A 12,294-nucleotide genomic window follows, 5' to 3' on the forward strand; every position below is an offset into this window, starting at 1 on the left:
TCGGATTCACTTTCCGCTTTGTCGCCCCGGTCTCCCGCGGCGACTCCGGAACTGTACGGGGACCGACCCGCCACATGCAAATCGCCTCCGCCCGGAGTCCGGGCGGAGGCGATGCACTGTCAGGTCCGGGTGTCAGGCCCGGCCCATCTCCTCGGCGATGGCCGCCGCGAAGGCGTCGATGTCGGCCTCCGTGGTGTCGAAGGAGCACATCCAGCGGACCTCACCGGTCTGCTCGTTCCAGAAGTAGAAGCGGTAACGCTTCTGCAGCCGCTCGCTGACCTCGCGCGGGAGGATCGCGAACACCGCGTTGGCCTGGACCGGGCGCACGACCTCGACGCCGTCGATCTTCCGGACCGCGGCGTCCAGGCGGCGGGCCATCGCATTGGAGTGGCCGGCGTTGCGCAGGTAGAGGTCGCCCGCGAGCAGCGCCTCGAACTGGACGGAGACGAAGCGCATCTTCGAGGCGAGCTGCATCGAGGTCTTGCGCAGGTACTTGATGTTGCGCACCCGATCCGGGTTGAGCACCACCACGACCTCACCGAGCAGCAGGCCGTTCTTCGTGCCGCCGAAGGACAGCACGTCGACGCCCAGGTCGGTCGAGAAGGCCCGCATCGGCAGGCCGAGCGAGTCGGCCGCGTTCGCCAGGCGGGAGCCGTCCATGTGGACGAGCATGCCGAGCTGGTGGGCGTGGTCGATGACCGCGCGGAGCTCGTCGACCGTGTAGAGGGTGCCGAGCTCGGTGCTCTGGGTGATGGACACCGCGAGCGGCTGCGCGCGGTGCTCGTCGCCGAAGCCGTAGGCCTGCTGGTCGAGCAGCTCGGGGGTGAGCTTGCCGTCCGGGGTGGGGACGGTGTGCAGCTTGATGCCGCCCATCTTCTCCGGCGCGCCGCCCTCGTCCACGTGGATGTGGGCGGTGTCGGCGCAGACCACGGCGCCCCAGCGCGGCAGCAGCGCCTGGAGGGCGACCACGTTGGCGCCGGTGCCGTTGAAGACCGGGTAGGCCTCGGCCTTGTCGCCGAAGTGGCGGCGGAAGACGTCCTGGAGGTGGTTCGTGTAGTCGTCCTCGCCGTAGGAGATCTGGTGGCCTCCGTTGGCGAGGGCGATCGCGGCGAGGACCTCGGGGTGCACGCCCGCGTAGTTGTCGCTGGCGAAGCCGCGGACGGCGGGGTCGTGTCGCCGTACCGCGTCCGTACGGGTGAGGTCGGTCATCGGGCTGTCAGCCACAGGTGCTGTCCGTTCAGTTCTGCTGCGGGGCGGTCCCAGAGGTCCGCCAGGTGTCCGGCGAGGTCGGCGGTGTCGGTGAAGCCGGTGAACTTGGCCTCCGGCTTCTCGGCCCGCATCTCGGGGCTGACCAGCGCCTTGATGACCAGGATCGCAGCCGCGGCGGTGGGCTCGCCGTCCGGGGAGGTGGTCTCCTTCTTGAAGGAGTCGGCCATCGCGAGGGTCCAGGCCTCGGTGGCGGCCTTGGCCGCCGCGTAGGCGGCGCCGCCCGCGGTGGGCTTGTGCGCTGCCGCGGCGGAGATCATGGCGTAGCGGCCGGCGGAGCTGCGGACCAGCGCGGGCTGGAAGGCCAGCGAGGTGTGCTGGAGGGTGCGCACGACGGTGTCGTGCAGGAAGTCCCAGTCGTCCAGACGGCTGTCGAAGAAGGTCTTGCTGCCGCGCCAGCCCCCGACCAGGTGGAACACGCCGTCGACGTGGCCGTGCTCGGCCTCCAGGTGGTCGGCCCAGTCGTGGACCTCCTGCGGGTCGAGGAGGTCGATCACCTGACCGCTCACCTTCGCTCCGCGCACCGCGACCCGGGTGGCGTCCAGGGCGGACTCCAGGCGCCGGGGGTCGATGTCGGCACCGATCACGGTGGCGCCCTCGGCCGCGAGGCGGCGCAGCACGGCCTGGCCGGCCGGGCCACTGGCTCCGGCGACCGCGATGACCTTGCCGGCCAGCTTGGTGGAGGGGTTGGTGGTCACGCGGCGACTCCCTGGATACCGGCGCCGGTGATGCCGGCGGTGGCGGCGATGACGCCGCGGAGCTTCTTGGACAGGGCCTCGTAGAACATGCTCAGCGGGAACTCGTCCGGGAGCACGGCGTCGCACAGCGCCTTGTTCAGGGCCTTGCCGTCGGTGAGGTCGAGCGGGAGGGCCTCGGGGCCCTTGGCCCAGGTGGAGGCCGGGTGCGGGGTGAGGTAGCGGGAGACCAGCTCGTAGGCGGCGATCCAGTGGGCCGGCTTGGGCCGGTCGATGCCGTCGCGGTAGAGGGTCTCGATGTCGGCGCAGAGGGCGTTGGTGACCTGCGGGGCGCGCTCCCAGTCGATGGTGAGGCGGTTGTCGCGCCAGCGCAGCGCGTCGTGCTTGTGCAGGTACGCGAAGAGCAGCTGGCCGCCCATGCCGTCGTAGTTGCGGACGCGGTCGCCGCTGACCGGGAAGCGGAACAGCCGGTCGAAGAGGATCGCGTACTGGACGTCGCGGGCGTGCGGGTTGCCCTCGGTCTCCAGCTGCACCGCCTCCTTGAAGGTGGTGAGGTCGCAGCGGAGCTCCTCCAGGCCGTACATCCAGAACGGGCTGCGCTGCTTGATCATGAAGGGGTCGAACGGCAGGTCGCCGTGGCTGTGGGTGCGGTCGTGGACGAGGTCCCACAGCACGAAGGTCTCCTGGGCGCGCTGCTGGTCCTCGAGCAGGCCCTCGGCGTCGGCCGGGATCTCCAGGCCGAGCTGCTGGACGGCGCTGGTGGTGACGGCGCGGAAGCGGGCGGCCTCGCGGTCGCAGAAGATGCCGCCCCAGGTGAAGCGCTCCGGCGCCTTGCGCACGGCGACCGTCTCGGGGAAGAGCACGGCGGAGTTGGTGTCGTAGCCGGCCGTGAAGTCCGTGAAGGTGATCGGCACGAACATCGGGTTGTCGAACCGGGTGCGCTCCAGCTCGTCCAGCCACTCGGGCCAGACCACGCTCAGCAGGACGGCTTCCAGGTTGCGGTCCGGGTTGCCGTTCTGGGTGTACATCGGGAAGACGACGAGGTGCTCCAGGCCGTCCTCACGCTGCTCGGCGGGCTGGAAGGCGAGCAGCGAGTCCAGGAAGTCGGGCTCGCGGTAGCCGGTGTCGGCCCACTTGGCGAGGTCCGCGTCGACGGCCTTCAGGTAGGCGGCGTCGTGCGGGAAGTGCGGGGCGAGCTCCTCGATGGACGCCCGGACGTCGGCGACCAGCGGGTCGACGGTGTGGCGCTGGACCGCGGACAGGTCGATGGAGCCGTCCTTGGACTGCAGCGGGCGCAGCGTCTCGACGGCCTCCTTCAGGCGCAGCCACGCCGGGTGAGCGGCGAGGGTCGAGGCCGGGGCGTCGGCCGCCGCAGCGAGCCTTGGCGAAAGATTCTGCATCGTGGACTCACTTCGACAGGAGTTATTTCAACGAGGACACCATAAGTACGAAAGGTTCTCCCGTTCAAGGGGGTCCGAACCGGCAAACCTCCCGTGTGCCGCCGCTCCGGCCCCGGATTCTCCGCCGGAGCCCCGGTTGTCCGGCATGTGGACGGTTTCCTGGATGTTCTGGACAGCCGTGCCGTCCTGATGCGAACCTCCCCGCATGCTCCCGGAGGTGATCACGGTGGCCGAGCGCCATGACAACCCGTTCCGGGCGCCCTCCCGTCAGCAGGCCTGTTGTCCCTGCCGCCGCCCGCACAGCCGCTGCCACTGCCGCCGCTGTCGCTGATCCGGCCCGGGGCGCCGCGGACGCGGGCCCGTACGCCGACCATGCCGTGTGTGTTCCGGCGCCGCCACCGGGGGAAGTGACCCGCCGGGAAGCGGCCCGCCCGGTCCGGCCCGCAGCACCCCTGGCCCCTCCCCCCGTCCCGCCCGGTCCTCCCCTGGAGCCCTGCCATGAGCCTCCGCAAGCCGTCCACCGCCCTGCCCCTCGCCGCGCTCGCGGTCGTCGCCGCCGTGCTCTCCGGGTGCGCGCCGCAGGACGCCAAGTCCGACGGGGCCGCCGCCTCCGGCGCCCCGGGCACCGCGGGCGCGGCCGCGGGTTGCGCGCCGGGGGCGCTGGCCACCCGGACCGTCGGGAAGCTGACCGTCGGCACCGACAAGCCGGCGTACGACCCCTGGTTCTCCGAGGACAAGCCGGAGAACGGGAAGGGCTTCGAGTCGGCCGTGGCGTACGCGGTGGCGGAGAAGCTGGGCTACCCGAAGGACAAGGTCGGCTGGGTGGTCGCGCCGTTCGGCAAGGCGACCGCGCCGGGCGCCAAGGACTTCGACTTCGACATCAACCAGGTGTCCATCAGTGACGAGCGCAAGCAGGCGGTGGACTTCTCCTCCGGCTACTACGACGTGCGCCAGGCCGTCATCGCGTTGAAGGGCTCCAAGGCGGCGGGGGCGAAGAGCGTCGCCGACCTCAAGGGCGCCAAGCTGGGCGCCCAGGTCGGCACCACGAGCCTGGACACCATCACCGACACCATCAAGCCGAGCACCCAGCCGGCCGTGTTCGACTCCAACGACCTGGCCAAGGCCGCGTTGAAGAACGGTCAGGTGGAGGCGCTGGTCGTCGACCTGCCGACGGCGTTCTACATCACCGGCGCCGAGGTGCCTGAGGCCCAGGTGGTGGGGCAGTTCGCATCCGCCTCGAAGGCCGAGCAGTTCGGGCTGGTGCTGGACAAGGGCTCCCGGCTGACGCCGTGCGTGTCGCAGGCGGTGGACGCGCTGCGCGCGGACGGGACGCTGGCCGGGTTGGAGAAGCAGTGGCTGTCGGACGCCGTCTCGGCGCCGGTGCTCAAGTGAGCGCGGAGGCGGGCCCGCCCGGGCCGGTCGACACCGCCGCAGCCGCGGCCGGGTCCGCCTCCCCGGCCGGGGAGGACGGGTACCGCCCGTCCGAGCGGCGGCTCGCGCACGAGGCGTACCGGCGGGCCCGGGCCCGCCGCTCGGCGCTGGTCGCCACCGCCTCGACCCTGCTGACGGCCGTCGCGCTCTACCTGCTGGTCGTCAACTCCCCCGGCTGGGCGGTGACCCGGCGGACCTTCTTCAACCTGGACTACGCCCGCCAGGCGCTGCCCGAGGTGCTCCGCGGACTGCGGCTCAACCTGGAGCTGATGCTCGGCTGCGGGGTGCTGATCATGGTCTTCGGGCTGCTGCTGGCGGTGCTGCGGACGCTGCGCGGGCCGGTCTTCCTGCCGGTGCGGCTGCTGGCCACCGCGTACGTGGACTTCTTCCTCGGGCTGCCGATGATCATCTGCCTGCTGGTGATGATCACCGGGGTGCCGGCGCTGCGCCTCACCGGGGTGACCACCGATCCGCTGCTGCTCGGCGGGGCCGCGCTGGTGCTGACGTACTCGGCGTACGTGTCGGAGGTGTTCCGCTCCGGCATCGAGTCGGTGCACCCCAGCCAGCGGGCCGCGGCGCGCTCGCTGGGGCTGACCAACGCGCAGGCCATGCGGTTCGTGGTGCTGCCGCAGGCGGTACGGCGGGTGGTGCCGCCGCTGCTCAACAACCTGGTGAGCCTCCAGAAGGACACCGGGCTGGTCTCGATCGGCGGCGCGATCGACGCGGTGTACGCCGCGAAGATCATCGCGGCGCACTCCTTCAACTTCACGCCGTACCTGGTGGCGGGGCTGGTGTTCATCGTGCTGACCGTTCCGCTGACCCGGTTCGCCGACTGGCTGACCGGGCGGATGAACCGTCGGCAGCTGCAGGGGGGTGCGGTGTGACCGGGACGGAGGTGCTCCGGCTGGAGTCGGTGCGCAAGACCTTCGGCGACCAGGTGGTGCTGCGCGACGTCGGCCTCGCGGTGCCCGAGCACTCGGTGACGGCGCTGATCGGGGCGTCCGGCTCCGGGAAGTCCACCCTGATGCGGTGCGTCAACCTGCTGGAGGGGATCGACGACGGCGCGATCTTCCTGGACGGCGAGGAGATCACCGACCCGCGCGCCGACGAGGACGCCGTGCGGCGCCGGATCGGGGTGGTGTTCCAGTCGTACAACCTGTTCCCGCACATGACGGTGCTGGAGAACGTCACGCTCGCCCCGCGCCGGGTGCACCGGGTCGGACGGGCGGAGGCCGAGGAGAAGGCGCTCGCGCTGCTGGACCGGCTCGGGCTGGCGGCCAAGGCCCGGGAGTACCCGGACCGGCTCTCCGGCGGACAGCAGCAACGGGTCGCCATCGTCCGGGCGCTGGCGGCCGGGCCGCGGCTGCTGCTGCTCGACGAGATCACCGCGGCGCTCGACCCGGTGCTGGTCGGGGAGGTGCTGTCGGTGGTGCGGGACCTCAAGGAGCAGGGGATGACGATGGTCCTCTCCACCCACGAGATGGGGTTCGCCCGCGAGGTCGCCGACCAGGTCTGCTTCCTGGACGGCGGGGTGGTGCTCGAACAGGGGCCGCCGGAGCAGGTGTTCGGCGATCCGCAGCAGGAGCGGACCCGGCAGTTCCTCAGGCGGATCGTCGCCTCGGGGCGGCTCCAGGGCTGAGCCGCCGGTACGGGGGCGCTCGGGGGGGCGTGGGTCTCACCGGGTGGATCGCACCACGCCGGTCACCACTGTGCGCCCCCGTACGCGCCCTGGCCCCGCCGGGGGCGGAGCGGTGATCGTGGACGGGACGATCGTCCGCGCCCCGGGAGGCCGCCGTTGCACGGACCCACCCTGGTCAACTGGCTCCTCGCCCTCCTCACCGCGACCGCCGGCGCCACCTGCCTGACCCGCCTTCGGCACCCCTCCTGTGCCGCCGCGCCCCACGGCGCGCACCGCGCCCACCCGCCGCTCGCCCGGGAGTCCGACGCCGCCGAGGCCCTGATGGGGCTCGGCATGGCGGCGATGGCCGTCACCGGCGCCACCGTCCCGGCCGCCGTCTGGGCCGTGCTGTTCGGGCTCCCGGCGGCCGTCTTCCTGCTCGCCGCCCTGCAGACGCCCCGCGGCCGCGGCCACCGGCTGCACCACGCGGTCGGCGCTCTCGCCATGACGTACCTGGCCCTGGCGATGACCGTCTCCCCCGCCGGCCACCACCACCCCGCTGCCGCCGGAGCGCCCCTGCTGACCGGCGCCCTGCTGCTCTACTTCGGCGGCTACGCGCTCTGGACCGGCGCCCGGCTGCTGCGCACCCCGGCCGGGACCCTCGTCGTCGGTACCACCGGCCTGCCGCAGGCCTGCCGACTGGCCATGGGGATCGGCATGTTCGCCATGCTCCTGACCATGTGACGCTCCCGGCTCGCCCGACCCAGCGCGGCCCGACCCAGCGCGGCCCGACCCGGGACCGGCGCGTGGCGTTGGTCACTGGCCCGCCGAAAGCCGTTCCACCGGGCGTTGCCAGCGCATAGGTTGGCAGGGAGCGCGCTGTCGCGCTCCGTGCGTACTCGGGGAGCCCATGCGATGACTGCCCTGACCGGCCTGCTGCTGCTCGGCCTGCTGCTCGCCACCGTGGTGCCCCGGCTGCTGGCCCGGGCCCGCTGGGTGGAGCGCGAACCGGTGCTGGCCCTGCTGGTGTGGCAGTGCGTCGTGGTGGCCGTCCTGCTGTGCTGCGCCCTGGGCCTGGTCCTCGCCGCCTCCGCCGCCGAGCCCGCGCTGCGCGCCTGGGTGTTCTCCGGCGCCCCGTACGGCGTGGAGGCCGCCTACGGCCTCCAGGACGCCGAGGGCTGGGGGCGGCTGTGCGCCGCGGTGCTGGCCGCGGGCGCGCTGCAGACGGTGCTGGCGCTCACCCGCGAGGTCCGTACGGCCAAGGCCCTGCGCTCCCGTCGGCACGCCCAACTGGCGACCAGGGCGCCGGAGTTGCCCGAGGCGATCGAAGCCGCCCGGAGCCGCCGGGAGCGGCTGGTGGTGCTGGAGAACGTCCGCCCCGAGGCCTGGTCGCTGCCCGGCCCGAACTCCCGCCTGGTGGTCACCACCGGCGCCCTCCAGCAGCTCACCGACCGGGAGTTGGCGGCCGTGCTGAGCCACGAGCGCGGCCACGTCCGCGCCCGGCACCACTGGCTGCAGCAGTTCGCCCAGGCGCTCGCCTCCGGCTTCCCCGGCGTCCGGGTGTTCCGGGCCTTCCGCGACCAGGTGGCGGAGCTGGTCGAGCTGGCGGCCGACGACCGGGCCGCCCGCCGGCACGGGCGGCACACCACCGCCCTCGCGCTCGCCGAACTCAACCTGGACCGCGGGGTGTTCGGCTCCTGCCCGCCCGGTCTGGCGCAGTCCCCGAAGCGGGTGGACCGACTGCTCGCGGGCCGCCCCCGGCTCTCCGTCCCGCACCGGCTGCGGCTGACCGCCGTCGCGCTGGCCGCGCCCGCCGCGGTCGTCCTGCTGGCCGCCGCGCCGGGGCTGCACTCACTGCTCTGAGACCGCCGACGACAACCGACAGGGCATGAAACACAAGCACCGCACAGCACAGTTGAGGTGGCGTCAGTCCTGGTTCCGGGACTCCCCGCAGAGCGGGGCGAACCGGCCGCCGAGGGTCTGTCCGAGCACCTCCCGGTGGAGCGGCCGAGCCTGGTCGTAGCGCTCCCGCCCGGCCGGAGTGAGGGCGATCATGATGCCCCGCCGGTCGCTCTCGCACATCGCCCGGGTCACCAGCCCGCTCTTCTCCAGGCGGGCGATCAGCCGGGAGAGCGCGCTCTGGCTCAGGTGGACGGTCGGCCCCAGCTCGCTGGACCGCAGGGCCTGTCGGCCGTCGGCCACCAAGCCCTCCACCAGGCGTTCCAGCACCTCGAACTCGCTCATGCCCAGCCCGTACTTCTCGCCGAGCTCACGGTCGAGCGCGCAGACGGTCGAGGCGTGCCGGGCCAGCAGCTCGCGCCATTCCGCGATCAGACCGGCCTCCGCCGAGGCTTCGAGGGGGTCGAGTTCAGCCACCCCGCCAGGTTAGCACGTGCATCGTAAATTTATGCGTTCACATCTAATTCATTTGCATTGAATGCACGTGCATGTACTGTCCTCCCCATGACCACCGCGACCGCCACGTCTCCCGACGCTCCGTCAACCAGCGGGTTGAACTGGACACCCCGCCTCTGGGGCACCCTGCTCGTGCTCTGCGCCGCCATGTTCCTGGACGCCCTGGACGTCTCGATGGTGGGCGTCGCCCTCCCCTCCATCGGCTCCGAACTGCACCTCTCCACCTCCACCCTGCAGTGGGTGGTCTCCGGCTACGTGCTCGGCTACGGCGGCCTGCTGCTGCTCGGCGGCCGCGCCGCCGACCTGCTCGGCCGCCGCCGGGTCTTCCTGGTCGCCCTCGGCGTCTTCGCCGCCGCCTCACTGGTCGGCGGGCTGGTCGACGACGGCGGCCTGCTGATCGCGGCCCGCTTCCTCAAGGGCGTCAGCGCCGCCTTCACCGCCCCCGCCGGCCTCTCGATCATCACCACGACCTTCGCGGAGGGCCCGGCCCGCAACCGGGCGCTGTCGATCTACACCACCTGCGGCGCCAGCGGCTTCTCGCTCGGCCTGGTGCTGAGCGGACTGCTCACCTCGGTCGGCTGGCGCTGGACCTTCCTGATGCCCGTCCCGGTCGCCCTGCTCGCCCTGGTGTTCGCCGTCCGGCTGCTCCCCCGCCCGGTCGAGGAGCCCGCCAAGGGCGGCTACGACGTGCTGGGCGCGATCACCGGAACCGCGACCGTGCTCCTGCTGGTCTTCACCGTGACCGAGGCCCAGGGCGCCGGCTGGCTGAGCCTGCGCACCCTCGGCTCGCTGGTCGTGGTGGCCGCGCTGGCCGCCGCCTTCCTGCTCGCCGAGAGCCGCGCCGCCCACCCGCTGGTCCGGCTCGGCATCTTCCGCAACGGCTCGGTGGCCCGGGCCAACGTCGTCGCCTTCGCGATGGCCGGGGCGTACGGCGGCTTCCAGTTCGTCGTCACGCTCTACCTCCAGCACCTGCTCGGCTGGTCGGCCCTGGAGATGGCCCTGGGCCTGCTGCCGGCCGGCGCCTTCATCGCGCTCTCGGCCCCGTTCATGGGCCCGATCGTGGACCGCTTCGGCACCGGCCGGCTGCTGCCGATCGGCCTGCTGGCCCTGACCGGAGCCTTCGCCCTGTTCCTGCGCCTGGACGAGCACAGCTCGTACCCGGTCCTGGTGCTGCCCTCGATGCTGCTGCTCGGCGTGGGCTTCGCGCTGGCCTTCCCCTCGGTGAACATCGCCGCCACCGACGGGGTGGCCGACGAGGAGCAGGGGCTGGCCTCGGGGCTGGTGAACACCGCGATCCAGGTCGGCACCGCGGTGGTGCTGGCCGGGGTGACCGCGATGCTCACGGCCGGGAGCGCGGGCGGCGACAGCCCGCAGGCCCAGCTGGACGGCTACCGGCCGGCGCTGGTCCTGGTCACCGCGGTCGCGCTGATCGGTCTGGTCGTCGCCGCGACCGGCGCCCTGGTGGACCGACGCCGCCGGGCAACTCCCGCTCCGGTGCCCGATTATGATTACCCGTCCGCCGCGCCGTCCGTGGCCCGGACCGAAGTCCTGACCGAGCGCTGACCCACTGGCTCCGCCCCGAACGGCCTCCCGGCCGTCGGGCACTGGTGCCGGCTCCACCAAACCCCCGTGTTGGTGGAGCCGGCCGTCTCTGTACCGGCCGCCCGGGCGGCGCCCGCGTGAGGACGCACGGTTCCACGGCGCGACTGCGGCTCCGCAAGTATATTGGCCCGGAGTCAACGAACGTTCGGAGCAGACACGATGGCACCTCGCGGGGATTCGGTCAACGAGGAGATGCGGCAACGCTCCCGCCGACGCATCATGCGCGCCACCGTCGAACTGGTTGACCAGCACGGTTACGCGGGCACCACGCTGACCGACATCGCCGAACGGGCCGGCCTCGCCCGCGGTCTGCTCTCGTACTACTTCGACGGCAAACGACTGCTGATGCAGGCCGCGACGCACCGGCTGATGCACCAGTCGCTCTCCGGCGCCCTGGCCGAGCTGGCGCCGGACGCCACCCCCGCCGGACGGCTGGCCCGCGCGATAGACGCCGTCCTCGCCCTGGCCCTGGACCACCCCCGGGTGATGCGCTCGCACCTGGCGCTCATCCTCGATCCGGACACCGGCGCCTTCGTCCAGGATCCGGAGCAGCAGCAGCTCGGCGCGATCCTCCAGGGCCTGCTCGTCGACTGGGGCGCACCGGACCCGGTCGCCGAACACGCGGTGCTGCGCAGTGCGCTGATGGGCGGCTGCATCGGGGTGCTGCTGCCGGGCGCGGAGATCCCGCTGGCGCCGATCCGGGCCGACCTGTTCCGCCGCTACGACCTGCCCTGGGAACTGGGCCGCCCGCCGCAGCCGCTGCCGCCGGAACGCGAACGGCCGCGGGCCCGCGGTTGACGGGGCCTGCGGCCGACTCGGGCTGCCGTGCGGACGAGCCGCCTCCCGGGCGGGAGCGGGAGGATCTCCCGTCCCCCGCCCAGGAGTTGCTCAGCGTTCCTTGAGGATCGAGGAGAGCAGGTCTATGGTGCGCTCCGGCGTGAGGCTGTCCACGCAGAGCCGCTCCATGACCTGGACGTACGCGTCGACGTCGTCCCGCTTGTCCAGGTAGAGCGCGCTGGTGAGCTGCTCCAGGTAGACCACGTCCGCGAGGTCCTGCTCCGGGAAGCGCAGGATCGTGAACGCCCCGGACTCGCCCGCGTGCGCGCCGAAGCGGAACGGCATGACCTGGATGACCACGTTGGCCTGCTCGGCGACGTCGATCAGGTACTGGACCTGGCCGCGCATCACCTTGGGCCCGCCGACCGGCCGGCGCAGCGCCGCCTCGTCGATGACCGCCCACAGGCGCGGACTGGCGCCCTCGGTCAGCAGCTTCTGGCGGCGCAGCCGGAGACTGACCCGGCGCTCGACCTCCTCCTCGCTGATGACCGGCCGACTCTGGCCGAAAACCGCCCGTGCGTACTCCTCGGACTGCAACAGTCCGGGGATGAACTGCACCTCGTAGGTGCGGATCAGCTGGGCGGCCTCCTCCAGGCCGACGTAGGTCTGGAACCAGCCCGGCAGCACGTCGTTGAAGCTGTGCCACCAGCCGGACTTGTTGGCCTCGCGGACCAGGCCGAGCAGGGCCTCCCGCTCCAGGCCGTCGTCGACGCCGTAGAGACTCAGCAGGTCGGCGACGTCGCGCTCCTTGAAGCTGACCCGGCCGAGCTCCATGCGACTGATCTTGGATTCGGACGCGCGGATCGCGTAGCCCGCGTCCTCTCGGGTGATGCCGCGCGCCTCTCGCAGGCGCCGCAACTGCGAGCCGAGGAGGATCCGGCGGACCATCGAGCCGCCGCCCGGCTGAACTGTGGTCATGCGGTCGAAACCTCCACCTAGGTGTACTGACCACGGAGGTTGGTGACGGGGTTCACGGCTGGGTGATCTTGAAATGAGTGAGGGCCTTCTGGCTCGGTGTGGATTGCGACAT

The 12,294-nt window shown here is 72.3% G+C and carries 12 protein-coding genes; 7 read left to right on the top strand and 5 right to left on the bottom strand.

Annotated elements, in window-relative coordinates; genetic code table 11:
* Positions 1–132: 132 nt before the first annotated feature.
* The 3 genes from ACFY2K_RS43020 to ACFY2K_RS43030 are packed head-to-tail and all read right to left on the bottom strand — an operon-like array spanning position 133 to position 3,361.
* Complete coding sequence (locus ACFY2K_RS43020; protein WP_387718534.1) at positions 133–1,209, bottom strand: threonine aldolase family protein; 1,077 nt, start codon at positions 1,207–1,209, stop codon at positions 133–135.
* Positions 1,206–1,964, bottom strand: a complete 759-nt coding sequence (locus ACFY2K_RS43025; RefSeq protein ID WP_375895965.1) for an SDR family NAD(P)-dependent oxidoreductase — start codon at positions 1,962–1,964, stop codon at positions 1,206–1,208. Before ACFY2K_RS43025 ends, ACFY2K_RS43020 begins: the two co-directional genes overlap by 4 nt.
* Entirely contained in the window at positions 1,961–3,361 is a 1,401-nt protein-coding gene (locus ACFY2K_RS43030) for a DUF6421 family protein (protein ID WP_375895962.1), read from the bottom strand. Before ACFY2K_RS43030 ends, ACFY2K_RS43025 begins: the two co-directional genes overlap by 4 nt.
* A gap of 498 nt (positions 3,362–3,859) precedes the next feature.
* Between ACFY2K_RS43030 and ACFY2K_RS43035 the strand changes: the two genes are divergently transcribed.
* The 5 genes from ACFY2K_RS43035 to ACFY2K_RS43055 all read left to right on the top strand — a co-directional run bounded on the left by ACFY2K_RS43035 (position 3,860) and on the right by ACFY2K_RS43055 (position 8,273).
* Complete coding sequence (locus tag ACFY2K_RS43035; protein WP_380522646.1) at positions 3,860–4,753, top strand: ABC transporter substrate-binding protein; 894 nt, start codon at positions 3,860–3,862, stop codon at positions 4,751–4,753.
* Positions 4,750–5,676 carry an amino acid ABC transporter permease gene (locus ACFY2K_RS43040; RefSeq protein ID WP_380522644.1) on the top strand — a complete coding sequence of 309 codons (927 nt, stop codon included), beginning with the start codon at positions 4,750–4,752 and terminating at the stop codon, positions 5,674–5,676. Before ACFY2K_RS43035 ends, ACFY2K_RS43040 begins: the two co-directional genes overlap by 4 nt.
* Positions 5,673–6,431, top strand: coding sequence for an amino acid ABC transporter ATP-binding protein (locus tag ACFY2K_RS43045; protein ID WP_387718526.1), 759 nt, complete (start codon positions 5,673–5,675; stop codon positions 6,429–6,431). Before ACFY2K_RS43040 ends, ACFY2K_RS43045 begins: the two co-directional genes overlap by 4 nt.
* Positions 6,432–6,587: 156 nt before the next feature.
* Positions 6,588–7,154, top strand: coding sequence for a DUF5134 domain-containing protein (locus tag ACFY2K_RS43050; RefSeq protein WP_380522643.1), 567 nt, complete (start codon positions 6,588–6,590; stop codon positions 7,152–7,154).
* A 171-nt stretch (positions 7,155–7,325) separates the two neighbouring features.
* Positions 7,326–8,273: a M56 family metallopeptidase gene (locus ACFY2K_RS43055; protein ID WP_375895948.1), complete on the top strand. Its 948-nt coding sequence runs from the start codon at positions 7,326–7,328 to the stop codon at positions 8,271–8,273.
* Positions 8,274–8,336: 63 nt separating this feature from the next.
* On the opposite strand, the gene ACFY2K_RS43060 is transcribed toward ACFY2K_RS43055, so the two are convergent.
* Positions 8,337–8,786, bottom strand: a complete 450-nt coding sequence (locus ACFY2K_RS43060; protein WP_380522642.1) for a MarR family winged helix-turn-helix transcriptional regulator — start codon at positions 8,784–8,786, stop codon at positions 8,337–8,339.
* Between the two features lie 87 nt (positions 8,787–8,873).
* Here ACFY2K_RS43060 and ACFY2K_RS43065 point away from each other — a divergent pair, with 87 nt between their 5' ends.
* Together ACFY2K_RS43065 and ACFY2K_RS43070 are read left to right on the top strand one after the other, a co-directional pair.
* Positions 8,874–10,388: an MFS transporter gene (locus ACFY2K_RS43065; RefSeq protein ID WP_380589636.1), complete on the top strand. Its 1,515-nt coding sequence runs from the start codon at positions 8,874–8,876 to the stop codon at positions 10,386–10,388.
* A gap of 231 nt (positions 10,389–10,619) precedes the next feature.
* Entirely contained in the window at positions 10,620–11,225 is a 606-nt protein-coding gene (locus tag ACFY2K_RS43070; protein WP_387718531.1) for a TetR/AcrR family transcriptional regulator, read from the top strand.
* Positions 11,226–11,315: 90 nt separating this feature from the next.
* Here ACFY2K_RS43070 and ACFY2K_RS43075 read toward each other — a convergent pair whose 3' ends face one another.
* Positions 11,316–12,182: a helix-turn-helix transcriptional regulator gene (locus tag ACFY2K_RS43075; protein WP_360238721.1), complete on the bottom strand. Its 867-nt coding sequence runs from the start codon at positions 12,180–12,182 to the stop codon at positions 11,316–11,318.
* Positions 12,183–12,294 lie beyond the last annotated feature (112 nt).

The organism is Kitasatospora sp. NPDC001309, assembly GCF_042896295.1.
Classification (GTDB): domain Bacteria; phylum Actinomycetota; class Actinomycetes; order Streptomycetales; family Streptomycetaceae; genus Kitasatospora.

Bases quoted from the DNA above. Each gene is read 5' to 3' on its own strand.
- ACFY2K_RS43020 (WP_387718534.1), bottom strand. From the start codon at position 1,209: ATGACCGACCTCACCCGTACGGACGCGGTACGGCGACACGACCCCGCC.
- ACFY2K_RS43065 (WP_380589636.1), top strand. From the start codon at position 8,874: ATGACCACCGCGACCGCCACGTCTCCCGACGCTCCGTCAACCAGCGGG.
- ACFY2K_RS43055 (WP_375895948.1), top strand. From the start codon at position 7,326: ATGACTGCCCTGACCGGCCTGCTGCTGCTCGGCCTGCTGCTCGCCACC.
- ACFY2K_RS43035 (WP_380522646.1), top strand. From the start codon at position 3,860: ATGAGCCTCCGCAAGCCGTCCACCGCCCTGCCCCTCGCCGCGCTCGCG.
- ACFY2K_RS43030 (WP_375895962.1), bottom strand. From the start codon at position 3,361: ATGCAGAATCTTTCGCCAAGGCTCGCTGCGGCGGCCGACGCCCCGGCC.
- ACFY2K_RS43075 (WP_360238721.1), bottom strand. From the start codon at position 12,182: ATGACCACAGTTCAGCCGGGCGGCGGCTCGATGGTCCGCCGGATCCTC.
- ACFY2K_RS43070 (WP_387718531.1), top strand. From the start codon at position 10,620: ATGCGGCAACGCTCCCGCCGACGCATCATGCGCGCCACCGTCGAACTG.